The organism is Wenyingzhuangia sp. (assembly GCF_039768515.1).
Classification (GTDB): domain Bacteria; phylum Bacteroidota; class Bacteroidia; order Flavobacteriales; family Flavobacteriaceae; genus Wenyingzhuangia.
Window position 1 is genome coordinate 1 of record NZ_JBDNAI010000060.1, and the last position, 24,440, is coordinate 24,440.

The 24,440-nt window shown below is 35.0% G+C and carries 23 protein-coding genes, 1 tRNA gene and 1 pseudogene; 7 read left to right on the top strand and 18 right to left on the bottom strand.

From position 1 onward, the window contains the following. The 3 genes and pseudogenes from ABF281_RS03630 to ABF281_RS03640 all read right to left on the bottom strand — a co-directional run. Positions 1-428: pseudogene (locus ABF281_RS03630) on the bottom strand (AraC family transcriptional regulator); the annotation flags it as partial. Positions 429-504: 76 nt separating this feature from the next. After that, positions 505-912 (bottom strand): OsmC family protein, encoded by a 408-nt coding sequence (locus ABF281_RS03635; protein ID WP_347180340.1) that lies wholly within the window; start codon positions 910-912, stop codon positions 505-507. A gap of 186 nt (positions 913-1,098) precedes the next feature. After that, positions 1,099-1,171 (bottom strand) — tRNA-Phe (locus ABF281_RS03640). A gap of 213 nt (positions 1,172-1,384) precedes the next feature. Between ABF281_RS03640 and bshA the strand changes: the two genes are divergently transcribed. Beyond that, on the top strand, positions 1,385-2,521 hold the full coding sequence (gene bshA, locus ABF281_RS03645) for an N-acetyl-alpha-D-glucosaminyl L-malate synthase BshA (RefSeq protein WP_347180341.1): 1,137 nt from the start codon (positions 1,385-1,387) through the stop codon (positions 2,519-2,521). Between the two features lie 78 nt (positions 2,522-2,599). Here the strand turns inward: bshA and ABF281_RS03650 are convergent, their stop codons facing one another. Both ABF281_RS03650 and ccsA read right to left on the bottom strand, forming a co-directional pair. Continuing rightward, entirely contained in the window at positions 2,600-3,115 is a 516-nt protein-coding gene (locus tag ABF281_RS03650; protein WP_347180342.1) for a DUF2892 domain-containing protein, read from the bottom strand. A gap of 65 nt (positions 3,116-3,180) precedes the next feature. Beyond that, on the bottom strand, positions 3,181-6,363 hold the full coding sequence (gene ccsA / locus ABF281_RS03655) for a cytochrome c biogenesis protein CcsA (RefSeq protein WP_347180343.1): 3,183 nt from the start codon (positions 6,361-6,363) through the stop codon (positions 3,181-3,183). A gap of 207 nt (positions 6,364-6,570) precedes the next feature. Here ccsA and ABF281_RS03660 point away from each other — a divergent pair, with 207 nt between their 5' ends. After that, positions 6,571-7,710 carry an NAD(P)/FAD-dependent oxidoreductase gene (locus tag ABF281_RS03660; protein ID WP_347180344.1) on the top strand — a complete coding sequence of 380 codons (1,140 nt, stop codon included), beginning with the start codon at positions 6,571-6,573 and terminating at the stop codon, positions 7,708-7,710. 119 nt (positions 7,711-7,829) lie between these two features. Continuing rightward, positions 7,830-8,792 carry a Gfo/Idh/MocA family oxidoreductase gene (locus ABF281_RS03665; RefSeq protein WP_347180345.1) on the top strand — a complete coding sequence of 321 codons (963 nt, stop codon included), beginning with the start codon at positions 7,830-7,832 and terminating at the stop codon, positions 8,790-8,792. An 89-nt stretch (positions 8,793-8,881) separates the two neighbouring features. On the opposite strand, the gene ABF281_RS03670 is transcribed toward ABF281_RS03665, so the two are convergent. Continuing rightward, positions 8,882-9,541 (bottom strand): hypothetical protein, encoded by a 660-nt coding sequence (locus tag ABF281_RS03670; RefSeq protein WP_347180346.1) that lies wholly within the window; start codon positions 9,539-9,541, stop codon positions 8,882-8,884. Between the two features lie 127 nt (positions 9,542-9,668). Here ABF281_RS03670 and ABF281_RS03675 point away from each other — a divergent pair, with 127 nt between their 5' ends. Further along, positions 9,669-10,988: an aspartate kinase gene (locus ABF281_RS03675; protein ID WP_347180347.1), complete on the top strand. Its 1,320-nt coding sequence runs from the start codon at positions 9,669-9,671 to the stop codon at positions 10,986-10,988. An 87-nt stretch (positions 10,989-11,075) separates the two neighbouring features. After that, positions 11,076-11,234 carry a hypothetical protein gene (locus ABF281_RS03680; protein WP_347180348.1) on the top strand — a complete coding sequence of 53 codons (159 nt, stop codon included), beginning with the start codon at positions 11,076-11,078 and terminating at the stop codon, positions 11,232-11,234. 102 nt (positions 11,235-11,336) lie between these two features. Here ABF281_RS03680 and ABF281_RS03685 read toward each other — a convergent pair whose 3' ends face one another. Genes ABF281_RS03685 through ABF281_RS03705 form a run of 5 tightly spaced genes read right to left on the bottom strand, consistent with a single transcriptional unit; the run spans position 11,337 to position 15,592 of the window. Continuing rightward, on the bottom strand, positions 11,337-12,107 hold the full coding sequence (locus ABF281_RS03685) for a peptidylprolyl isomerase (RefSeq protein WP_347180349.1): 771 nt from the start codon (positions 12,105-12,107) through the stop codon (positions 11,337-11,339). Then, a complete protein-coding gene (locus ABF281_RS03690; RefSeq protein ID WP_347180350.1) occupies positions 12,067-12,966 on the bottom strand; it encodes an exopolyphosphatase in 900 nt (299 codons plus the stop codon). Before ABF281_RS03690 ends, ABF281_RS03685 begins: the two co-directional genes overlap by 41 nt. Positions 12,967-12,987: 21 nt before the next feature. Then, on the bottom strand, positions 12,988-13,479 hold the full coding sequence (locus ABF281_RS03695; protein WP_347180351.1) for a histidine phosphatase family protein: 492 nt from the start codon (positions 13,477-13,479) through the stop codon (positions 12,988-12,990). Positions 13,480-13,488: 9 nt separating this feature from the next. Beyond that, a complete protein-coding gene (gene pdxH / locus ABF281_RS03700; protein WP_347180352.1) occupies positions 13,489-14,136 on the bottom strand; it encodes a pyridoxamine 5'-phosphate oxidase in 648 nt (215 codons plus the stop codon). After that, positions 14,126-15,592 (bottom strand): sodium:solute symporter, encoded by a 1,467-nt coding sequence (locus tag ABF281_RS03705; protein WP_347180353.1) that lies wholly within the window; start codon positions 15,590-15,592, stop codon positions 14,126-14,128. The genes pdxH and ABF281_RS03705 overlap by 11 nt, the downstream gene beginning before the upstream one ends. Positions 15,593-15,667: 75 nt before the next feature. Between ABF281_RS03705 and recR the strand changes: the two genes are divergently transcribed. After that, positions 15,668-16,288, top strand: coding sequence for a recombination mediator RecR (gene recR, locus ABF281_RS03710; protein WP_347180354.1), 621 nt, complete (start codon positions 15,668-15,670; stop codon positions 16,286-16,288). Between the two features lie 137 nt (positions 16,289-16,425). Here recR and ABF281_RS03715 read toward each other — a convergent pair whose 3' ends face one another. From ABF281_RS03715 to ABF281_RS03745, 7 genes are all read right to left on the bottom strand, one after another. After that, the gene (locus tag ABF281_RS03715) at positions 16,426-17,226 is read right to left on the bottom strand and encodes a lysophospholipid acyltransferase family protein (protein ID WP_347180355.1); all 801 of its coding nucleotides are present in this window, start codon (positions 17,224-17,226) and stop codon (positions 16,426-16,428) included. Positions 17,227-17,286: 60 nt separating this feature from the next. Further along, positions 17,287-17,916: a CoA pyrophosphatase gene (locus tag ABF281_RS03720; protein WP_347180356.1), complete on the bottom strand. Its 630-nt coding sequence runs from the start codon at positions 17,914-17,916 to the stop codon at positions 17,287-17,289. Between the two features lie 27 nt (positions 17,917-17,943). Then, entirely contained in the window at positions 17,944-18,240 is a 297-nt protein-coding gene (locus ABF281_RS03725) for a DUF6787 family protein (protein ID WP_347180357.1), read from the bottom strand. Positions 18,241-18,303: 63 nt separating this feature from the next. Further along, positions 18,304-18,735, bottom strand: a complete 432-nt coding sequence (locus ABF281_RS03730) for a DCC1-like thiol-disulfide oxidoreductase family protein (RefSeq protein WP_347180358.1) — start codon at positions 18,733-18,735, stop codon at positions 18,304-18,306. A gap of 211 nt (positions 18,736-18,946) precedes the next feature. Next, positions 18,947-19,879 (bottom strand): peptidylprolyl isomerase, encoded by a 933-nt coding sequence (locus tag ABF281_RS03735; protein WP_347180359.1) that lies wholly within the window; start codon positions 19,877-19,879, stop codon positions 18,947-18,949. A gap of 239 nt (positions 19,880-20,118) precedes the next feature. Then, positions 20,119-21,705: a peptide chain release factor 3 gene (locus ABF281_RS03740; RefSeq protein WP_347180360.1), complete on the bottom strand. Its 1,587-nt coding sequence runs from the start codon at positions 21,703-21,705 to the stop codon at positions 20,119-20,121. Positions 21,706-21,828: 123 nt separating this feature from the next. Next, positions 21,829-22,347, bottom strand: coding sequence for a rhomboid family intramembrane serine protease (locus ABF281_RS03745; protein WP_347180361.1), 519 nt, complete (start codon positions 22,345-22,347; stop codon positions 21,829-21,831). A gap of 85 nt (positions 22,348-22,432) precedes the next feature. On the opposite strand from ABF281_RS03745, the gene ligA reads away from it, so the two are divergent. Continuing rightward, positions 22,433-24,430 (top strand): NAD-dependent DNA ligase LigA, encoded by a 1,998-nt coding sequence (ligA, locus tag ABF281_RS03750; RefSeq protein WP_347180362.1) that lies wholly within the window; start codon positions 22,433-22,435, stop codon positions 24,428-24,430. Positions 24,431-24,440: the final 10 nt, after the last annotated feature.

The window sequence follows — 24,440 nt, forward strand, 5'->3', positions numbered from 1 at the left end:
TTAATCATTTCTATCTGAAATTCGTCTTCTTCTTCTAGTTCTAGAAGAAACATTTTCCAAAACCCTTCAAACTTTCTAAGATCATTTTTTGGTATTTTAATCGATGGTAGGTTTGAAGAACCAAAGAAAAGAATTCCTTTGCAGCCTATTTCAGTGTCGTGATCTACAACACAAAAAAAGGGTCTATTGAACCTGATCAATTGGATTGTTCCTAGATTTTTAATGTCTATCCGATGAAACTCTGTAAGAAAAAGAATTTCGTTTTTAGAGTAGCTGTTTGTCTTTCCATCAATGATCAATTCACTAACATCATCTTGAAACCAAAGAGCAGAAAGACCAGATTCGACAGGCTCTTTTATGATTTCCTTATCCTCACTATTTATAACTTGAAGTTCAAAATATTCTCCTAGCTTTCCTTGTATCTTCATGCTGTAAAATTATAAAAATAAAAAAGCCTTACGAAAATAGAGTAAGACTTTTTTATAGGTAACTGGCTGAGTTGTTTTATAGGATAGTTGAGTCGTTGATGATCCAGTCCCCTTTTACCACCCTCGTTACATAACAATGGTCTGCTTCGTGGATAAGCATGATTCTTTGTTCTTGCGTGATGTTTCCTTCAATAGAAATTTCAGAATTTACGGTTGTTGTAAATGAACCATCAGCATTTCTTTTTACCACTTGTGATAAATTAGCATTTACTTCTCCTATCTCAATACCTTTTCTTCTGGCTACATTTCTAATGGTGGCTACTTTGCACATCGATATTCCAGAAAGAAGCAGTTCTGTTGGTGACATTCCTAAATCAGTTCCTTTGACCTCTATGGGTTCGTCACCCACAATCGTGTGTCTTCCATTTGAAATGATAGATTGGTATCCCTCTGAGATGTTTTTAATTTTAATTTCTGTTGCCATGTTTTTTGTTTTATGATTACACCGCAAAGATCTTGATTAACAACTGTTGATCGCTTACCCATTTTTCCCTAATACTTGTGCGTATTCCTTTTGAAGAAATCAACTCTAAAGTTTAAGGTTTTGGTTTGTGGGTTCTACATTTGTTTTAAATAAAAAACCACAACAGTTACGTTGTGGTTTTTAATGTGGTGCCTCCAGGAATCGAACCAGGGACACAAGGAATTTCACTCCTTTGCTCTACCAACTGAGCTAAGGCACCATGCTTAACTAAGCGGTAGCAAAAATATACTTTTTTATAAATAAACCGTAAGTTTTTTCTCAAAAATGACTAGAATTTTAAAACAATTCATAGGGGTTTAAAAATGAGAGTATTAAGTTTTGTTTTGTCATAAATAAACTTACACTGTGTAATATTTTTGTGAAATCCGTTAGTTAAAGTTACTTTTGTGAACCTATACAGAAACGATTGATTATGCGAATTGGTATTGTGTGTTATCCTACTTTTGGTGGTAGCGGAGTTGTGGCAACTGAGTTGGGCATGGCATTGGCTTTGAAGGGTCATGAAATTCATTTTATAACTTATCAACCCCCTGTTCGATTAGATTTGATTTCAAGTGGTATTCATTTTCATCAAGTGCAAATTGAGGAATATTCATTGTTCCACCACCAGCCTTATGAATTAGCCTTGTCTAGTAAAATGGTACAAGTTGCCGAGAAATACGACTTAGAGCTGTTACATGTGCACTATGCTATTCCTCATGCCTATGCTGCTTACATGGCGAAGAAAATGTTACAAGACAAAGGAAAAGAAATCAAAGTAGTTACCACCTTACACGGTACAGATATAACGCTTGTGGGAAGTCATCCTAATTATAAATCAGCCGTAGAATTTAGTATCAATAACTCTGATGTTGTGACAACAGTATCTCACAATTTGAAAGAAGAAACTTATCATTTGTTTGAGATTAGCAAAGAGATTGAAGTCGTTTATAATTTTATAGAATTAGAGAAGTATGAAATGAACTCAATTGGTGGTAAAGATTGCCAAAGGGGTAATATAGCGAATGACGATGAGTTTATATTGACGCACATCAGTAATTATAGGCCTGTAAAGCGAGCTCAGGATGTAGTAAAAATATTTGCAAAGGTTTTGGCACACAAGCCTGTAAAGTTAATTTTAGTAGGAGAGGGGCCAGATATGGCTGCAGTGAAACAATTGGCGAGGGCATTAGGGGTTTATGATCATATTGTGTTTATTGGAAACAGTACTGAAGTAGACAAAGTATTGTGCTATTCTGATGTCTTTTTGTTACCATCAAAGTCTGAAAGTTTTGGTTTGGCAGCACTAGAAGCTATGGCGGCTAGGACTCCTGTCATTTCTACAAATACAGGAGGATTGCCGGAAGTGAATGTTCATGGTGTTACTGGTTTTTTAAGTGAGGTAGAAGCTGTAGAAGATATGGCCCAGAACACGCTAAAATTGATAGAAAGCAGAGAGAAATTAGCAGAATTTAAAGAGAATTCCTTTGCAAGAGCAAAGCAGTTTAGCATTGATCGTGTTTTACCAAAATACGAGGCCATCTATAACAGTTTGGTAAAGACGACCTAAACAGTATAAAGATGAATAGTATAAAAAAACGTCTTCATATCAAAAATGAAGACGTTTTTTATTGGTGTCTGGAATGATTTATATTTTTTTTAGTTGATCTTTCATGATCTTTACTTGGTCTGTAAGCATTCCGTGTTTGTCTAACTTCTTTGCCTCGTTGAGTAATGTTGTTGCTTCTCTTTTTCTACGCTTGCTCATAGCGATACCCGCTAAGTTTAATTTAGCCATGGCAATATCATGGTTCATTCTTAATCCTAATCCTAAAGCTTTTTTGAATAGTTTTTCAGCTTGAGTCATGTTTTTTTGAGCCAATAGTATTGCCTTTAAGTAATGGTAATACGCTTGTTGAGAGGTGATTAATGACATTTCAGGGTTTTTGATTCTGTCTAGCCATTTTGCAGTCCCTTCCATGTCTTGCTTTCTCATTTGTAAAAAGGCAAGTAAAAGGATCTCATTTTTGAAGTATAAAAAGACAAAAATTGAGGCTAGGAGCAAGAAAAGAATACCGTTTCCTATGTTTTCTTCAATGAATTGTAATACAGCTAAAACAGTTACTCCTACTGCTAAAACTAATTTTAAGTATTTGTGGAACATATAGATTATTTGTAATGATCAGTTAGACAAATTTACATTAATATTTAATGAAATCAGAATGCAATTTATTTTTTATAATATTTTTTGAATTTTAGGTAAGCAAGACCCCCAACAATAGCAACAAAAGCTATAGAGTAGTACACAAAACTTGGGGTAACGACTTGGTCACCGCTGGCATATGAATGTAATCCAGACAAGTAGAAATTTACCCCAAAGTAGGTCATCATAATACTTGCAAAAGCATAGACAGATATGATGTTGAAAGTGAATTTACTTCTAAGTCCAGGAACCAAGCGCATATGAAGAACAAAGGCATAGACCATAATACTAATCAAAGCCCAAGTTTCTTTTGGATCCCAACCCCAATAACGTCCCCAACTTTCATTTGCCCACATCCCACCTAGAAAATTACCGATGGTTAACATTACCAAACCAACAGTCATACTCATTTCATTGATGATGGTTAGTTCGTCAATTTTTAATTTTAGTGTTTTTTTGTTCTTATTTGTGGTCAAGATCATAAGAATCAATGCCAACAGTCCTAAAATCATGCTTAAGGTAAAGGGTCCGTAGCTGGCTACAATGATTGCCACGTGGATCATGAGCCAATAAGAATTTAAAACAGGTTGCAAGTTGGCTATTTGTGGATCCATCCAATTCCAATGAGCAATCATCAAGATCATAGCAGTAACAAATGCAGTTGCCGCAATCGTTAAGGAAGATTTTCTACCAAAAATCAATCCAAATAGCATGGTAGCCCAAGCAACATAAATAATAGATTCGTAGGCATCAGACCAAGGAGCGTGACCACTAATAAACCATCTCACGCCTAATCCAGCAGTTTGACCTATGAACAAAAGAAGAACAACACCAATGCTGATCCTGATCAGTCCTCTAATGATTTTTCCATCTTTAAAAATCTGAAAAATAATCAATAAGAACAAAATAGTACTGATGTAGGTATAGTATGAAAATAGTTTTTTAAAGATGTCGTATTTGTTGTACGTAATTTCGTAATCTATTTTCTTCTGGCTAGGATAAACAGCTTTTCCATGCTTTTTTTGAAAGTTTTTAATTCCTTCTAGTATTTCGTTAGCTTCTGCGTAATCATTAGATTGTTTGGCTTGCCACAAAACTTGTCTGTAAGCCGGTAAGATTTGTTTCACAAAAACAGAATCAACGCCTTTGAATCCTGAAGTTTCTAATTCTAATTGAGACACCCACTTGTTGTTGCTGTCATCTATTTTAGGATAGATGCGTAAAATACTACCACTAATAGCTGTGTAGAGGAGTCCTACTCGTTTGTCAATGTTGATTACATCTTTTTCAAAAGAATTTTTTTTCTGGTTTTTTTCAGCTGCTGCCACGTAGGAGACCAATTTATAGTTCCCGTTAGGATCTATAAAATTTGCCAGTGAAGCATGTTTTGCTTTTTCTTCAACCCCTAGAATACTCCTAATTTTTTTATCATTTCTTTCGAGATAAATGATAGGAGCCTCGAACCAAAGTCTTGGATTTTCTACAATAGATAAAAATACTTGATTTGCATCTAAGGGTCCGTAAGTTTCACTCTTACTAACCTTTCGTAGCATTTCACTTGCAAATGTATTTATGGGCTTCATGCGCCCTCCGGTATCTTGTATGACTATTTTACTAAACTCAAGTGCGTGCTCAGGTTTTGCAGCATTTTTTAGGATAGCTTCTTGTACTTGTTCGGATGTGTTTTTTATACTTTGGTGATTGTGTTCAACCCCATTATGACTGTGAGTCTCTTGTTGTTCTTGGTTTCCCTCCTTTGTGTGTAGGTGTTCATCATGCTGGTGGTTTTCTTCCGTATGTTGTGCAAAAGCAAATGAGCTGGTAAGGCTTACAAGTAGCGTGACCATCATCGTTTTGCTTTTTAGTTTTCTCAATTTTTTACTCAGGAGTCCAAAACGAGATTTTTTCATGAATAGTATCATCATCATTCCAGTATAGAGCATCGAATAGCCGATGTAAGTAATTGTCGTCCCAATGCTATCATGGTTTACAGAAAGTCGAGTTTCTTCTTTTGGACCCGATAAGTCGTAGCTAGATTGGAAAAATTTATAACCTCGGTAATCCAAAATATGATTCATAAAAATTCTAAAGTCGAAAGTATTCGTTTCTTCTTTATCTATGAGGGTCACCTCGCTTGCATATGAAGCTGCAGATTCGGAGCCGGGATATTTTTCTAATTGGAAATCGTTTAGTTTGATGAAAAAAGGAAGTTTCAGAATTTTCGAGCCGTACGAAAGACTAATGTTTAGCCCAGCCAGACTCAGGGAAACAGGTTGGTTAGAGGTGTATTTTCCTCCTTTCACTTGAACCAAACTCATTTTTTCATCAGAAGTAACTTTAAACGTTAGCATTGCTTCTGGTGAGGCTTTTTTATCTTTGTCAGAAATTATTTTCATTTCTCCTGTTATTGGTTTTTCAGGAACCACAAAGCTCAACCCAGCAATTTGATGTAAACTTAGGTAGTTGAATTTCTCTGTTGCATTTGCTGTTACTGTCCCTTGGAATTGATCAGCCATACGCATAAAAGTTCCATCCAATTGAGAGTCTAGATACAATACTCCTTCTTTTTCGGTAAAGTTCAGAGAAGCATTTTCTGCTTGCTCAAACCCTACTAAAATACCATGAATATTTTCAAGAGTTCCTTTTTTTATATAATGGTCATGCCTGGATCCAGAACTCGATTCTACAAAATGAATAAAATGATCTCCTGTTTCGCTTCGACTGAATTCGGTTTTTGCGTTTGGGATGTATTCTGTCAGTTCAAAATTTACTTTCTGACCTCTGAAGTCAGTTTCGTACTGATATTTGGCTTTTCCTTTTGATGATAAAAGTACTGGGCTATGTACGAATTTCTCTTCTTTAAAATTGTGAATATTTATATTTAGGTAGGTAGTTTCAGAAAAAAATTCATTTGTTTTTTCTCCTTCAACAATGGGCATCATTCCTTCATAGCTGACATATCTTGTGATGGCTGCACCAATCAGGATAAATAAGAAGGATACGTGAAATAACAATACTCCCCATTTTTCTTTTCTGAGTAATTTGTATTTGAAAATATTTCCAAAAAAATTAACGATAAAAAAAAGCATGATGGCTTCAAACCACCAAGCGTTATAAACAAGTGCTTTAGAAGTTTCTGTACCGTAGTCATTTTCAATAAAGGTAGCAATTCCCATAGCGGTACCAAACGCAACAAATAGTACTGACATTAGGCGAGTACTATATAAAATATTCCAAATTTTATTCATGGGTAATGTTAAATTATTAGACCGCTAAAATACGCAAATAAGCCCAAAAATGATCAATCAGAATAGCAATATAATTTGTTTTGTCGTTTTTAATAAACAAAATAAATAAGCAGCTTTTTTGATTCTACACATAGAAATGGTTAATATTGATAGGTTTAATATTGTATCATGAAGAATTATCAAGTAGCAGTGGTAGGTTCTGGTCCTTCTGGAGCTTCAGCAGCTTTTCATTTGGCTAAAGCTGGTTTAAGCGTAGTGATTCTTGAAAAGGAAAAATTACCCAGATATAAAGTTTGTGGAGGAGGGTTTGTGTACAGAGGTAGGAAGGAAATGCCTTTTGATATTTCTGAAGTTGTAGATCTTGAATGTAATGCCATTGACATTTATATGGGGAGAGATTTACACTTCAAAACCAAACGAAAGGAACCCATAGTTTCATTGGTCATGAGAGATACTTTTGATGAGTTGATGGTTCGCAACGCAAAAGCGTTAGGGGTTGAGGTTATTCAGAATTGTAAAGTTAAATCTTTGCATAAAGTAGAAGATTTGACTGCAATTGAAACATCCTCAGGTCTCCTATATTCGAACTATATAATCGCCGCAGATGGGGTGTATAGTCAAGTTGCCAAAATGGCTGGATGGAAGGAGGATACTCGGACTTTGATTCCTGCCTTAGAGTACGAAATTCATGTACCTACATCAGATTTTGAAAGACTGTCAAAGGAAATTCGCTTTGATATTGATGCAATACCTTCGGGTTATGGTTGGTGTTTTCCAAAGAAAAATCATTTGTCTGTAGGGGTAGCTGCCCTCCTAAAGGACAACAATAAAATCAAACAATATTGCGAGGAGTACATCAAGTTTTTAGGGATTGAGGAGGTCATCAGTATCGAGAGGCATGGCTATCAAATTCCTGTTACTCCACGTTTGGATGGTTTCGTAAAAAATAATGTTTTTTTAATTGGAGATGCTGCAGGTTTTGCAGATCCCTTGACAGCAGAAGGTATTTCTAATGCTATTTTGAGTGGTAGGTTAGCGGCAAACGCTATTGCAAAAGCAAACGGTGATACTAGGCTAGCTGGAAAATTGTATGAAACCCTTATAACAAATTCTATGATGCCTGAATTGTTGACTTCTATGAAGTTGGCGAAGCTTTTTTATGGAAACAAAATGGCACGTAAGTTTTTGTTAAAAAATTATGGTCAGCGATTTAGTGAGGCTTTAACAGATATTTTTATGGGCGAAAAAAACTACCCAAAAGACATCAACCAAAAAATAAAACAAAAAATGAAAAGCTTGTTGTTTTAATTCCTTTATTTGTAGAGGTTGTCATTTGATGATTTCAATGGTTAGAGTATTTTCAAAACTCATAAAAATGATTCAAATTGATTTGATGTTTTAGGTTGAGCCAAAATAAAAATAAACATATGCAAAATATAAAGTGGGGAATCATTGGTTTGGGTAACATTGCCAGAAAATTTGCTGATGATTTACAAAAGATTCCAAATGCTGAGCTCTTTGCTGTAGCCTCAAGAAGCAAAGTACGCTCTGAACAATTTGCGGCAGAATACAAGGCTCAAAAAGCCTATGATTCCTATGCTGAATTGGCAGAAGACAATAATATTGATGCGGTTTATATAGCGACACCCCATAGTTTTCACAAAGACCACTCGATTCTTTGTATGTTGCATAACAAAGCTGTTTTGTGTGAAAAGCCATTAGCGATGAATTACCTTGAGGTTTCAGAAATGATTGCGGTAGCAAAAACTCAAAATGTTTTATTCATGGAAGCTTTGTGGACCTATTTCCTTCCTCATTATCAGTATGTCTTAAACTTGATCAAATCAAAGGCATTGGGCGAGGTTATTTCACTAGAAGCAGATTTTGGTTTCCATAAGCCTTTTGATAGTGAAAATAGATTGTTTAAAAAAGAAGTAGGAGGAGGGAGCTTGTTAGATGTTGGAATCTATCCTATTTTTGTAGCCCTAACAACTTTAGGCATTCCTCAAGAGATAGAAGCTAGTGCTACTTTTTTAGAGAATGGTATTGATGCGGACTGTACTATTGCCTTTACTTATCCTAAAGCAAAAGCGATTTTGAAAAGTGCTATTCAAAAAGAAACCGCTACTGAAGCTATTTTTACTTGTGAGTTGGGGAAGATCATCATATCCTCACCGTTTTACTCTCCTACAACAGTGGTTGTTGAAAAAAATGGAATTGAAACTATCGATTTTGGGGTGAAGACCATAGGATATAATTATGAAATAGAGCATTTTAATGCCTTGATCAGAGATCGTAAGAAGGAAAGTGACCTCATGACCTTTGAGTGTTCTGAGCTCCTCATCAAGACATTAGATACTGTTAGAGAGAAAATTAGGTTGGTTTATTGAGTCCTTTTTCGGTATGACGAATAAACTACCTAACGAAAAAGCGCTAACTCATGAACTGTGTTAGCGCTTTTGTATTCGAATTATTGAATTTAACTTTTTTTCATGTCTATAAGGATAGAGAAAGTTTTGTTGACGTCAGACTCTTTTACCACGATCGTTATTTCGTGGGTTGTAGAAATAATCTCTTGTACAGGGATATCTGCCCATGCCAGTTGCTTTAAGATAAAATAATAGATACCAGATTGCTGGGAGTTTGATTTGGGAAGTTTTACCGTAATTGATGCCAGCTCATCTGCAGAGGATAAGAGCATTTCGGTCTTAAAAATTTCTGATATTTTGTGATGTAATTTCTTACTGGTAATGATGTTTGTCTCAAAAATACCCTGGGAGATGGTGAAAAAATAGTCTTTGTCCTCACCAAATTCTTTGATCAAATCTGCTATGCAATTTAATAAAGTAGGTGTGTTTTTAAAGGTAAAGTTTCCTAGATCTGAACGTACAATAAAATCTCCTAAGGTTAAGATTATTTTTTTAATATTCTTGCGTATTTTTAATATACTAGAAGGAGATAATCTATTGATAGCCATCATTATGGCTCCTGACTTTACTTCTTTGTTCAAGTCCTTTTCTACATCGGGTTGTATCACCCTAGCTAAAGAAGAAACGTTGATCAATTTATCGTTTAATGCTTCTTCTAAAAAAGGAGTTTTTCTAATGATGCTCTCAACAGATTCTTGTATGGTTTTCATAACTGTTCAAATTTTAACAATTAGTATTAAGATGTAAAGATATTATTATTTTTTTGTTCAAATAACACTTTTGTGAAACCTTTGTGCTTTTGTTGCTCATGTCATCAGATTTAAAAAGTTAGAGATTATGAAAGTATTAAAGTTTGGAGGTACTTCTGTAGGAAGCCCAAAAAGTATTAGAGAAGTAGCGAATATTGTAAGAAATATAAAAGGAAAAAAAACAGTTGTTCTTTCCGCAATGTCAGGAACTACAAACGACTTACATGATTTGGCCTCTTTGATCATAAATTACAAAGAAGAGCAAGCGAACGATGTCGTAGATGTTTTGATCGGTAGATATGTTGATGTAGTGAACGAATTGTTGCTTGAGCAAGCAAATCAAAAAGAAGCCATCGGGCTGGTTTCCGAGGTGTTTGAGTACATCAGGTCACACATTGGCGCTGAAATAAAATCTAGCCAGATTGAAAAAAATATAGTTGCACAAGGAGAGGTTTTATCTACCAACTTGTTTCATTTTCATTTAAAAGAAGTGGGAGCAAGTGCACTTTTGGTTTCTGCTTTTGATTTTATGGCAATTGATGATGCCGATGAGCCTGTGATTGAAAAAATCACAAAAGCATACGGAGCGATTGTAGATCAAAACAAAGACAATGAGATCTTTATCACTCAAGGTTATGTTTGTTTGAGTAACAAAGGAGAAATAGACAATTTAAAAAGAGGGGGATCAGATTACTCTGCTTCTTTGATAGGAGCTGCTATACTTGCTGAAGAGATTCAGATATGGACAGATATTGACGGTATGCATAACAATGATCCACGTTTTGTAGAGAATACTTTCTCGTTGAAAGAACTTTCTTTCGATGAAGCGGCAGAGTTGGCTTATTTTGGTGCAAAAATTTTACACCCTCAATCTGTGATACCAGCAAGAAAGGCAAATGTGCCAGTTTGGTTAAAAAACACTTTTGAACCAGATGCACCAGGAACTATAATTAAAAACTGTGAGGTTCCAAGTGGTGTAAGAGCAATTGCGGCTAAAGATGGTATCACTGCCATAAAAATAAAGTCTTACAGAATGTTGATGGCTTACGGTTTTTTAAAAGGTGTTTTTGAAGTGTTTGAAAAATACAAAACTTCTATCGACATGATCACCACTTCAGAAGTTGCCGTATCTGTTACCATTGATGATGTTAGTCGTTTGGATGAGATTGTTTCAGAACTAGAAGAAATAGGTTCTGTTGTTGTCGATTCAGATTTGAGTATTGTTTGCTTGGCAGGAGATTTTGCTTCAAAAAGAACTGGTGCAGCTGTACCTGTGTTATCGAGTTTGTCAGATATTCCTATTCGTATGATCTCTTATGGAGGTTCAGACTACAACGTTTCATTGGTGGTCAAAACAGAGGATAAAAAACAAGCGTTAGTGGCACTTAATAAAGGTGTCTTTAATTAAACAATTATTTTTATTTTGTTGAGTTAAAATAGAAAAATTATTTTATTTTTGTTGACACAAACACAATCATAAAAGATTTAGTACAATATGGATATTTCACAATTCTCAGGTTTTTTAGCATTTTTATTTGTATTCACAGCTGGTTTTTGGTTGTTGATTTTCTTACTTACTTTCGTTGTTCCTTATTGGATTACGGGAACTGTAATTGAAAATATCAAATTAAAATCTAAGGCTATCAAAAAATAAATAGTCAAATATTCTGATAAAAATATAAAGCTCAATAGTATGTCTATTGAGCTTTTTTTTATTCCCTATTTGTAGTTGGTAGCTAAAGGTAAAAAAGAGGGTTTAAGGTAAAATTTCAAACTCTATATTGATGTCTACCTCCGGCCACTCTGAATCTTCATCCAATGTTACCTTCGATATTTTGTCAACCACTTCGAGTCCATTTGTTACTTGTCCAAAGACTGTGTGTTCAAAATTTAAATGAGAGCAATCAAGGCTGGTTTGCATAATAAAAAACTCAAATGGATTTGAAAGCTTTCCTGGGTTTTCTACCCATCTTCTGGTCGCAGACAAAGCCCCTTTTTTATGGATGAGTCCTTTTTTAAATTCAGGTGGTATTCTGTAGTTGTTGAGTTGACTTCTATACTCTTGAACAATATTTTGATCTGACCATCCCCCCTGAATGATAAAATCTTTAACAATTCTATGAAAGCATGTTTTGTTATAATATCCGTTCTTTATCAAATAAATAAAACTCGCTCTGTGTAAGGGGGTTTCTTTGAATAACTGAATGCTTATGTTTCCCAAACGTGTTTTTAAAATTAATTTTGTCTCAGGATTTTTTTTTCCGTAATCGATAAAAAAGCTTCTAACATTTTTATCACTAATCACGTCTTGTACGAGTATTTGTTTTTTTACTTTGGTAAGGGTTTCTTTCTTTGCGGTCTTTTTTATTGTCTTTTGGGAGGTTTTATTAGATATCGTAGGTTTTCTATTTGTGGCATTTTCACAACAATTCATTGTTATTGCGGTGATAAACAACAATGAGTAATACTTAAGAAAACTAATTTTATTAAGAGATAATCCCTGCATATAAGCTTTTGACAATTCCATCTGCTAGACCTATTTTTGGAACATGAATTTTTTTTGCTTTTGACCATTTCATTGCAGAAACATATATTTTAGTTGCAGGAATAATCACATCGGCTCTATCTTGATTTAAGTTCAATTCAGAGATACGTTCCTCATAACTCATGGCTTTTAGATATTTATAATTGGCTTTCATGTAGATAAATGATAGTGGAGAGCCATCAGATCGACCAGACATTTTATAAATCTTGTTGATGTTTCCACCAGAACCAATCAAGCTTACATTTTTGATGTCTTTTGTATTCACCTGTACCCATGTTTTCATTTCGTTCCAAATGTTTTTTAAAGCATCTTTTTGATTTAACATACGGACAGTTCCTACTTTGAAAGATTTAGAATTGGCGACTTTTCCTTTCTTGTAAATGGTCATCTCAGTACTTCCTCCACCAACATCAACATAAAGATAAGATTTACTGTTGTCCAACAATTCTCCAAGATCAGTTGCAGCAATAATTTGTGCTTCTGTTTCTCCATTGATAATATCAATTTTGATCCCAGATTTTTTCATTATTTTTTCTATGATATCTTCGCCATTTGCAGCATCTCTCATCGCAGACGTAGCACAAGCTTTATATTTTGTAACTCCGTGTACATTCATTAACAATTGAAAAGCGTTCATGGCGTCTATCAGTCTTGTGGTATTTTTTACTGATATTTTTCCTGTACCAAATGTATCTTGTCCCAAGCGTATTGGTACCCTAACCAACGCAGATTTTTTAAATTTCACTTTGTTGTTGTCATCGTTTTCAATGATGTCACAAATTAACAATCTAACGGCATTCGAACCAATATCTATCGCTGCGTATTTTTTTATACGAATCAAAATATGTTTTTTTAAGTTTCTTTATTGTTTGTAATGTTTTGGAAATTCTTTTAAGACAGTCTTTCCAGATTTGATGTTTTTCCAGTGCTTGGTGTCGAATTCAATTCCAATCACTCCGCAAGTAGGAACGTGTGTAATAGGCTTGTTTCCATAGGTGTTCACAAAGGTATTGATTCCATGGTCATGACTAAAAATAATTGCAGCATCATAATCATCATCTAACGCTTTGATGGTTTTAACTAAATAGCCATCGCTAAAGCTGTATAGAGATTTACTTATTTTGAAATTGGCCATTGGAAAGCCCATGGTGTTGCAAAAAATAACCCCTGTGTGTAGTGCTCTACTCGCACAACTTGAGATAAAGGCATCAGGTTTATTGATTTTCTTTTTGAGAACTTTTGCAATCAGATAGGCATCTTTGATTCCTCTCTTTTTAAGAGGTCTATCAATATCATCTATTCCTTCATACTCCCATGAAGATTTTGCATGTCTTACAATGTAAATAGTTTTCATAGTCTTTATTTATGGAGCCAACCGTTCAATTTTCCATTCCATATTTTCTAACAGTGTGTATCTTATTCTGTCGTGCATTCTATTGGGTCTTCCTTGCCAAAACTCAATTGATATGGGTTTGATCATGTAGCCACCCCAATGTTTGGGTCTAGCAATGTCTTTGTTTTTGAATTTTTTAGTGAACGATGCTAGTTGTTCATTTAAAACTTCTTTATTGTTTACTACTTCACTTTGGTTTGATGCCCATGCTCCTAATTTACTTCCCTCAGGTCTACTTTGAAAATATTCGTCAGATATTTTTTCATCTATTTTTTCAGCTTTGCCTTTTATGATGATTTGTCTCTCTTGCTGTTCCCAAAAAAAAGAGGCACAAACCAGTGGATTGTTGTTTATTGATTTCCCTTTCTCACTGTTGTAGTTGGTATAGAAGATAAATCCTTCCTCGGTAAAACGTTTTAAAAGTACTATCCTACTTTTGGGATAACCATCCAATCCAATACTAGCAATATTCATAGCATTGGTTTCAGAATCTGTTTCAGAAGACTCAGCTTCTTGAAACCACTGTTGAAAAAGATCAATAGGTGCCTTAGGGACGTTTGCTTTTTCTAATTCTCCTTTGAGATATACTTTACGATAATTACTTAGATCACTGTTCATTTTTTTGTTTGATAAGATAAAGTCCTAGATATGTGAGGGTTCCGTTAACGAGGAGTAATTCATACCCAAACTGGAAACCGTTAAATAGGGTTGTACTGTATTCATTTATAAAATAACTAAAAATTATAGCAATAATACCAATATATGGGACCCATTTGTCATGAATTTTATGTTGGGTGAAAATTCCAAACGAAAATAGCCCTAAAAGCGGACCGTAAGTGTAAGTCGCTACTTTTAATAAGTTGCTAATAACGTTTTCATTCAGAATATATTTGAAGGATATAATGGTCAGAATTAGGATTAGAGACATGTATATATGTGTTTTTTTTCTTAATCGTTCTTGGTTTTTTTGAGCTTTGCCTTCGGTGTTTAAAAAATCAATACAAAATGAAGTTGTCAAAGAAGTTAGAGCGCTGTCTGCACTTGAATACGCAGCAGCAATCAATCCCAATAAAAATACCACAGCCGCTTTCATACCTAAACCACCCTTTAAGGCAATTTCTGGAAACAACAAGTCAGTTTTTGATTTACCATCTATCCTAGGGACTTCAATTCCTTCTTTTTGGGCAAAGGTAAATAACAAAGCGCCTAGCATCAGAAAAAGAAAGTTAATAATAAGAAGTGAAGGAGCGAAAGAAAGCATGTTCCATTGTGCTTCTTTTGTGTTTTTGCAAGCAAGGTTTTTTTGCATCATATCTTGGTCTAACCCTGTCATTGCTATCGCGATAAAAGCTCCCCCTAAAATAGACTTTACCCAGTATTTTTTATCATTAAAATCATCGTAAAAAAATATTTTACCATACTGGTCATACTCACGTGATTGTAAGAAATCTATTAGATTCGTATCCAGTTTATCAAGAAGTGTAGTGCCTATGACTACCAACCCCATGAGCATAAATAAAGTTTGAAGCGTATCCGTCCACAGAATTGTTTTGATACCTCCCTTGAAAGTGTAGATCCAAATTAATAAAACAGAGAAGATTACAGTGACTTCAAAAGGAACGCCCCAGGCATCAAAAAGATAGTACTGCAATACAAGAGCAACCAAATAGAGTCTAAAAGATGCCCCAAGGATTCTTGAAATCAAAAAGGAAGCCGCACCAATTTTGTGGCTATAATTCCCAAAACGTAATTTAAGGTATCCGTAGATTGATGTAATTTGATACTTATAGTAAATGGGTAGCAGCACATAGGCAATAATCAAATACCCAATAAAGTAGCCCAACACCACTTGCATATAGCTAAATTGATTTGTTGCGACCCAACCCGGAACAGAAATGAAAGTTACTCCAGACAAAGAAGCTCCAATCATTCCAAATGCGACAACGTACCACGGTGCTTTCTTATTGGCTTTAAAAAATGTTTCATTGTTATTTTCTTTACCAGTTAGTAAGGCAATGACATACAAAACAACAAAGTAAGTACCAATTAATAAAGCAATGTGGAGAGGAGTCATTTCTTGGATTTAATAGGTGACCAAATTAAATATTTTTTTTATTCTGTAACACTATATGTGTACATTTGTAAACTTATGGATTTTTCTTCAAAACTTTTAGAGAATGCGGTGAATGAAGTTTCACAATTGCCAGGAATAGGAAAAAGAACTGCGTTGCGTTTGGTTTTACATTTGTTAAGGCAGCCCAAAGAGCAGACACATTACTTAACCAAAGCTTTGAATCATTTGGTTGACGAAATCAAGTTGTGTAAAAGTTGTTATAATATTTCAGATGTAGAATTGTGTGATATCTGCGCCAGTCCAAAAAGAGATGAAACTGTTGTTTGCGTTGTCGAAGATGTAAGAGATGTTATGGCGATAGAAAATACCGCTCAGTTTCAAGGATTGTACCACGTCTTAGGAGGAAAAATATCTCCGATGGAGGGTATTGGACCCAGTCATTTACAAATTGAAAGTCTTTTGGATAAAATTAAATCAGGCTCGGTTAAAGAATTGGTTTTTGCCTTGAGTTCTACCATGGAAGGAGATACAACTAATTTTTATATTTACAAGCAAGTAAAAGATTATGATGTTCGTATTTCTACTATTGCACGAGGAATTTCAGTGGGAGATGAGTTGGAATATGCTGATGAAGTCACTTTGGGAAGAAGTATTGTAAATAGAATTCCTTTTGAGTTTTCGTTGAAGCAGTCTTAAGATCGTTACACAATAAATTTTGATCTTCAATATTTTTACCTGTCCATCGTTGTCTGTCTCTGTAAAAACAGAAACAAGACGTTCAGAAATGGTCTGACGCCTATGGTTTTACTTCTGAATCTTTGGGCTATGGGGTTCTAAAACGTTCTCTTTTTATTTAGTTCCTTTTCTTGAGCCGCGTATTCCTCTACAGAAATAACCTTTAAAAAAGAAGGATGTTGCTCGATCGCATATTCTACTTTTTCTAAGATTTCGTTCATGTCTTCATTTTCATAATCTATTTCCAGTGGTGGTTTGATCACCATAGATTGTAGAATTCCTCTTTTTTTAATCAATAACCCTTTTTTGTCAAAAGAACGTCTGAAGCCATCAATAACGATAGGTATTACGATAGGTTGGTAGAGTTTAATAAGATGTGCCGTACCTCTTCTTACAGGGTTGAATGGCTTTGTAGTTCCTTGAGGAAATGTGATGACCCATCCATCGTCTAAAGCTTTTTTGATATTTGAAATGTCAGACATTTTTACTTGTCTGTTGACAGCTTTTCCAGCAGATCTCCAAGTTCTTTCAATCGAGATAGATCCTGCATAGGCAAAAAGCTTTGGGAGGAACCCTTTTTTCATCGTTTCCAGGGCTGCGATATAATAAAGATTTAATTTGGGTTTTAAGATGTATGTCCATCTTTTTAGGCTATTGTTTCTTCCATTAATAGAGGCATTAAAAACGTGATACATTGCCGCAACATCTGCAAAATAGGTTTGATGGTTGGAAATAAAAAGCACTTTGTTAGGAGGTAAGTCTTTTAAAACTTCGGATCCTTCAATGTTTAATTTGTTAAAGCCGTTGTATCTTCGGTAAGAAATGATACCAAACACACAAATGATAATTCTTTTGAGAAAATGGTAGTGCCCAAAGGGGTTCTTTTTGAATACGCGCATTTTATCTTGTTTCTTATTTAGGGTGAATAGAAGAACAAATTTACAATATTTTAAGCCGTCTCATAATTTTTTTAAAACTTCTTTTACTTCATTTAAAATCATGGCTGTAGCTCCCCATATATAATGATTTCCAATTTTAAAACACGGAACGGCTACTTGTTTAATGTATGAAGTTTTAGGGATAAAACTTGTTAATGATTTGGGATTCAATAAATCTTCGACATCTAATGAAATGACGGTTTCAACTTCATGGCTTAAAGAAAATACAGGTAGGTAGGAGGTGGTCGCTAAATAGGCACTTACATTAAAATCACTGGTAGGGATGTAAACTGAAGTTAGTTCTTTTTGAATATTGATAGTTTTGATAGGGAGTCCAACTTCTTCAAAAGTTTCTCTGATGGCCGTATTTTTTAAATTGAGATCTTCTTTGTTTCTTTTTCCTCCAGGAAAACTTATTTCTTGGCTATGCTTACCTTTATACATAGCTCTTTTGGTTAATAAAATGCAGGCTTTATTGTTTTGGTTTGGATAAACCAAAACCAATACTCCAGCTTGTTTTGCTGTATTTGGAATGTTGAACTTATTGAAATGGATTCTTTGCGCAGGAGACAATAATTTGTGAGCTTCTATTCCATGTAAGGTAGCGTTCACTAATTTGTTTGTTCGGCTAGATAAATAATTGAAATCCATCTGTAAACAGTTGATTGAAAAAAGAGATTATTTTTTTTTCAATCTCATTCTGATCAACATTTTTGTTTGCATGTTTTTAAAGAATTGATATTGACCCAAAACCCAACCCACCAGTGGAAGTGTAAATTGGTAGATAGCAATTACAGGGATTATATATAAGATATAAAAAACAGTAATATTTAAGTTTTCCTTAGTGATACCAATTAAAGACAATGAAGGTTTTACTATAAAAGCAGCAAAGGATCCATTAATACTGAAAGCAATGACAATTGCTAAAACTTCCCAGTTTGATTTCAATCCCCAACGTTGTTTAAGTTTTTCCATGTAAATCTATTTGCGCACAAAAATACGCTATAATACAGAATACACAATGTTAAGCATAGGGATTTATAAAAATTTACTTTTAAATTCAGGGATTTCAATCCCGCATTTGTTCTTTTTTCCAAACCATCTGTATCTGTTTTTAGCGATAAAGTCGTAGAGTGTATCTCTCAAAGGTTTAGGTATGATATAGCATACAAACAACAAAGGATACAAGCCTTTTAGGTGTTTAGCAACTATTAGCGCTGCACTAGATTTCGTGTATATTTTTGTATCGGTAATTAAAATAAGGGCATCTATATCCTTTAAATGATTCTCTTGATGTTTTAGATATTGAACGATCTCGGGGTTTTGAAGGGCAGAAAACAGGAACTTATCCTTTGCTTCATTTTTTATGATAAAATGCACGGCACGATTACAAAGGTTGCAAACCCCATCAAAAAGAAGTATGAAGTTTTTCTTTTTGAGCGTTTCAATATTTATCACGTCATCCGTCATCTTTAATTACAAGCTACTTTGGGTAGCAAAGATACTTATTTATGTTTTTGTTCTTGTGACTTTCATGATCAAAGGATTGAGAAAGAGAGTCAAGCGTAAAGAAGAGTGTTAAAAGAGTAGACTAGGTCAATAGATCTTAGCACTATTGTTTTTAAAAAAAAAGCCATGAAGATTGTTCTTCATGGCTTTTATGATGTTCTTTTGAAAAAGACTAAGCTTTTACCAATTCCACGTCAAAGATTAAGGTTGCGTTTGGAGGGATGACACCACCAGCACCATTAGCTCCGTAACCCAAGTGAGAAGGGATAACCAAACGAGCTTTGTCTCCAACTTCTAGCAGTTGAATACCTTCATCCCAACCTGTGATTACTTGTCCTACACCAATAGCAAATTCTATAGGCTCTTTTCTTTTGTAAGAAGAGTCAAAAACTGTACCATCAGACAATTGTCCTTTGTAGTGGACTGAGACTTGTTTTCCTTTGGTTGCTTTTTTTCCAGAACCACTAGCTTGAATGATTTTATACCTCAAACCACTGTCTGTTTTGTCATAGCCAGCAGCCAATTTTTCTAATTCGATTTCAGCAGCTTCAGCTTCAGCTTTTAATTTTGCTTCTCTAGCGCCTTCAAACTTTCTAAACGCCTCAATGGCATTAAAGTTTTCTGCGGCTTCACCTACTTTTACAATCTCTAAAGATTTAATTTCATCTCCTTGTTCTATAGCATCAACGATATCTTGACCTTCTACAACTTTTCCAAACACAGTGTGTTTTCCATCTAACCATGGGGTCGCTGTATGTGTGATGAAGAATTGAGAACCATTTGTTCCTGGTCCTGCATTTGCCATTGACAATACTCCAGGGACATCATGCTTTAATTCAGCAACAATTTCATCATCAAATTTGTAACCAGGATTTCCAGATCCTGTCCCTTGAGGACATCCTCCCTGGATCATAAAATCTGCGATCACACGGTGAAATTTTAATCCATCATAATAGGGTGTTCCTTGTGGTTTTGCATCGTTCTCCATATTCCCTTCTGCTAAGGCAACAAAGTTACCTACGGTTCCGGGGGTTTTTTCAAATTCTAAATTTACCAAAATAGCACCTTTTGAGGTGTTAAACTTTGCGTACAATCCGTTGTTCATGTTATTGTTTATTGTAGGACATAAGCTTTGAAAATTTTGTGCTTCATCCAGGGTTTATATTGTTCGGTTTTGCCTTGGTGGTGATAAATGTGTTCGCTATTTATCAATATTTTTTATTCATTATTTGTCATGAAAGTTTTTTGTGAATCCCCTTGACTTTTTTTGCAAATATAATGGAAAAGTTTCGTAAATCTAATGTTTCCTATCTGCTGACTTGAGTTGGGATTTGCACATTGTCTTTATTTAAATTCACTTGTGAAGTGAAGTTTGACAGAAGGATATTTGTCTTGTGTCATTTGTATGGTAAATGCAGAATCTGCTAAAAAAACCAATTGCCCCTGTTTGTCTTTAGCCAAATAGCGTTGTTTTACACGTTTGAATTCTTCAAATTCAGCCTTGTTATCGGTCGGTTCTACCCAACAGACTTTGTGCATGGCCAAGTTCTCATAGGTGCATTTCGCCCCATATTCGTGTTCTAAACGGTATTGGATTACTTCATACTGAAGTGCTCCAACGGTTCCGATTACTTTTCTACCGTTCAATTCTAATGTAAATAGTTGTGCAACCCCTTCATCCATCAATTGATCTAGGCCTTTGTACAACTGTTTAGATTTTAATGGATCTGCATTGTTGACATAACGGAAGTGTTCGGGTGAAAAACTTGGGATTCCTTTGAAGTTGATGATTTCACCTTCAGTCAAGGTGTCTCCAATCTTGAAGTTCCCAGTATCATGTAACCCAACGATATCACCAGGGAAAGATTTATCTACAATTTCTTTTTTCTCGGCAAAAAAAGCATTAGGGCTTGAAAATTTCATTTTTTTGCCATTACGAACATGAAGATAAGGTACGTTTCTCTTAAACGTTCCAGATACAATTTTAATAAATGCAAGTCGGTCTCTGTGTTTTGGATCCATGTTGGCATGAATTTTAAACACAAATCCAGTTAGTTTTTCTTCTTTAGAATCGATCAGCCGTTCTTCTGCTTTTTTAGGTTGTGGGGTTGGGGCAATATCAATAAAACAATCCAGCAATTCCTTAACGCCAAAGTTGTTCAAAGCAGAGCCAAAGAATACAGGTTGTAAATCACCATTGATGTAGTCTTGTTGATCAAAACTAGGGTAAACTCCTTCTACCATTTCGATTTCTTCACGTAAGGTATCTGCGGCTTTGTTTCCTATCATTTCATCTAATTCAGGAACATTGATGTCTGTAAATTCAATACCAGAGCTTACTTTTTGTTTTTTATCTCCAGAAAAAAGGTTGATTTTCTTTTCCCAAATGTTATAGATTCCTTGAAAATCATAGCCCATTCCTATAGGGAAAGACAAAGGAGTTGTGGTCAGTCCAAGTTTTTGTTCCACCTCGTCCAACAAGTCAAAGGCATCTTTTCCTTCGCGGTCTAATTTGTTTATAAAAACAATCATAGGGATTTTACGCATTCTACAAACCTCAACCAATTTTTCGGTTTGAGGTTCAACTCCTTTGGCTACATCAATAACGACAATAACACTATCTACTGCGGTCAATGTTCTAAAAGTATCCTCGGCAAAATCTTTGTGACCGGGTGTGTCTAAAATATTTATTTTTCGATCTTTATAGTTGAAGGCCAATACAGATGTAGCTACAGAAATTCCACGTTGGCGTTCTATTTCCATAAAATCAGAAGTTGCTCCTTTTTTTACTTTATTATTCTTTACAGCTCCTGCTTCACTGATGGCTCCACCAAATAATAATAGTTTTTCAGTTAAGGTTGTTTTACCTGCATCAGGGTGAGAGATAATACCAAAAGTCCTTCTACGTTTAATTTCTTCTATAAATGCCATTCTGTTGTTTTATAAACCAATAAATTCGGGCCACAAATATACATTTTCAAATAGCACTGTGCAATGCCTATTTGTGCTAGTTGTGGTTGTTGATTTTTTTTAAAAGGCACGTAAAATTAGTCTCTATGACCACAAATATGTAGATAAAATACCTGCTATGGCATAAAGAAAATGACCTTCCCAAGAAATATTTTTTCTTTGAAAAGGAAGGAGACCTTTCCACAAACTACCATAAATCAAAATGATGAAAATAGAAATGCCAATCAAGGAGGTTTTAGAGCTTATAAACCCTTGTGTAATCAGAAATCCAGCCAGACCGTAAATCAATCCACTTGCTCCAATATGATTCGCTTTTTTTCCAAACAACCACAGCAATACCCCTCCACTCACCAGCATACAACAAACGGTAACATCTGCTTTTGAAGGGTAGAAATGATACAGAAGGAAGACCAAACTTACAAATGGAATGCTATTGCTTAAGAGGTGTTTTGGGTTTTTATGAAACATTGGTGAGCATACAATTCCAATGAGTCCGATGGTGGTTCTTGGTACAATACCGTATCTGAGTTTAGGAAATAAAAAACCCAAAATGGAGAGTCCAAGGGTGGCAGATGAAAATAATAAAATGAATTTTGAAAACATGATTTGATTTTTTCTGTCAGTTAGCAATTTTATTCCTGTGTCATCTAAAATAATCGTTTTAAATTTACAGACAAAATTTTATCAGATGGGGCACAACATTCAACAAAAAATAGAAAACCTTAGAAATACATTGCACAAATATAATTATGAATATTATGTATTGGACAATGCAAGTGTTTCAGATTTTGAATTTGATCAGTTGTTGAAAGAATTGCAAACTTTGGAAATGTCTCATCCTGAATTTGATGATGAAAATTCACCGACTCAGAAAGTTGGGGGAGCCATTACCAAAAACTTTGAGACCCTTGTTCATAAAAATAGGATGTACTCTTTGGACAATTCCTACAGCAAATCAGATCTTCTAGACTGGGAAAAACGGATTTCAAAGATTATTGAAGGAGAGATCACGTACACCTGTGAATTAAAATATGATGGGGCTTCGATCAATTTGACCTACGAAAATGGAGTGCTGGTAAAAGCAGTCACACGTGGAGATGGTGTACAAGGAGATGATGTGACAAATAACGTAAAAACAATCAAATCGTTGCCGCTAAAGTTGCAAGGTGATTTTGTTGATAATTTTGAGATTAGAGGTGAGATCATTTTGCCTTTGGAGGGCTTCAACCAAATGAATATGTCAAGAGCGGCATTGGGAGAAGAAACCTATAAAAACCCAAGGAATACTGCTAGTGGGAGTCTAAAATTGCAAGACAGTGCTGAGGTGTCTAAACGACCATTGGATTGTTTGTTGTATCAAGTTTTAAGTGTTAATAACGAGTTTGATAGTCATGCTCAAGCCCTAGAAAAAGCTAGAAAAGTTGGTTTTAAAGTCCCAGAAACAATACAGGTCGTCCAATCAATAGATGAGGTAGTTGCCTTTGTTGAGTATTGGGATAAGGCACGTTTTGATTTGCCTTATGAAACAGATGGTATTGTGATCAAAGTGAATAACATTCGTCAACAAGAGGAGCTTGGTTACACGGCAAAAGCACCCCGTTGGGCCATTGCCTATAAATTTAAGGCGGAACAGGTGTCTACGCTATTGAATACAATCACCTATCAGGTTGGAAGAACTGGTGCCATTACTCCAGTGGCTAATTTGGAACCAGTTCAATTGGCTGGGACTACTGTAAAGAGAGCTTCTTTACACAATGCAGATCAAATTGCGTTGCACGACATTAGGGTAGGAGATGAGGTTTATGTAGAAAAAGGAGGAGAGATCATTCCCAAGATCGTTGGAGTGGATTTGTCGAAAAGACCCCAATATTCTGTGCCCACAAGGTATGCAGAAAATTGTCCAGAGTGTGATACGCAACTCATAAGAAAAGAAGGAGACGCAAAGCATTATTGTCCCAATGATAGGGGTTGTATGACACAAGTTGCAGGTAGAATTATACATTTTATCAGTCGCAAAGCCATGAATGTAGATGGCTTAGGTGCAGAAACTGTAGAGTTATTGTGTAAAGAAAAATTGATTGAAAACTATGCGGATTTGTACGCATTAAAAATAGATGAAATATTGCCTTTGGAGCGCATGGCAGAAAAATCTGCAACCAATATGATTCTAGGTATTGATGCCTCTAAGCAGATGCCTTTTGAGAAAGTTTTGTTTGCTTTAGGGATTCGTTTTGTAGGAGAAACAGTAGCCAAAAAACTAGCAAAATCCTTCAAAAACATAGATGTTTTATTGGCTGCTGATTTTGAAACCTTGATTGCTGTAGATGAAATAGGGGAAAGAATTGCAGAAAGTATCATTCAATTTAGAAACCAACCCTCAAATCTTTTGTTGATAGAAAGACTCAAAGATTATGGCTTAAATTTTTCTTTGTCCGAAGAAGAATTAAAGCATCAAACAGATGTTTTGGCAGGCAAAATATTTGTGGTTTCTGGAGTGTTTCACAAGGTGACACGTACTGAATTGAAAAAGCTGATAGAGAACAATAGTGGGAAAGTGAGTAGTTCTATTTCTAAAAAAACGGATTTTATTGTTGCGGGTGATCAGATGGGGCCCTCAAAATTGCAGAAAGCTACAGATTTAGGAATCGCTATAATTTCTGAAGACGATTTCTTAAAATTGATATAATGGCATCAAA